This window comes from Pseudomonas sp. 2822-15, assembly GCF_002742515.1.
Lineage (GTDB): Bacteria > Pseudomonadota > Gammaproteobacteria > Pseudomonadales > Pseudomonadaceae > Aquipseudomonas > Aquipseudomonas salomonii.
Map to the genome: position 1 here is coordinate 1 of NZ_LJRY01000289.1, position 252 is coordinate 252.

1 protein-coding gene is annotated in these 252 nt (G+C 36.9%); it reads right to left on the reverse strand.

What is annotated here, in order from left to right:
* Nucleotides 1-210: hypothetical protein (locus AOA59_RS32160; protein ID WP_218212221.1), on the reverse strand; the 210-nt coding region annotated here is incomplete at its 3' end.
* Nucleotides 211-252: the final 42 nt, after the last annotated feature.

The following is a 252-nucleotide window of genomic DNA, read 5'->3' on the forward strand; positions in this document are numbered from 1 at the left end:
ATCATCTTGTACATTTGCTTCAATATTAGTTGGGTCAAAATCACATTTTGTAATATTTGTTTTGTCTGGCCTTGCTAATTCCAAAAATTGAGCAGGCTCTAAAGAAGAAACACGTAAGTCAGTAAGCCATTGCGGCTCTTGGCGATCTTTAGAGAAGCTTGTAATATCATTTTGATTCACTGGAAATTTAGTTTCCGCTGTCATCTTCATTCCTCCTCTTTAAGCCGCTGATTATTCTTGACCTACAGTTTC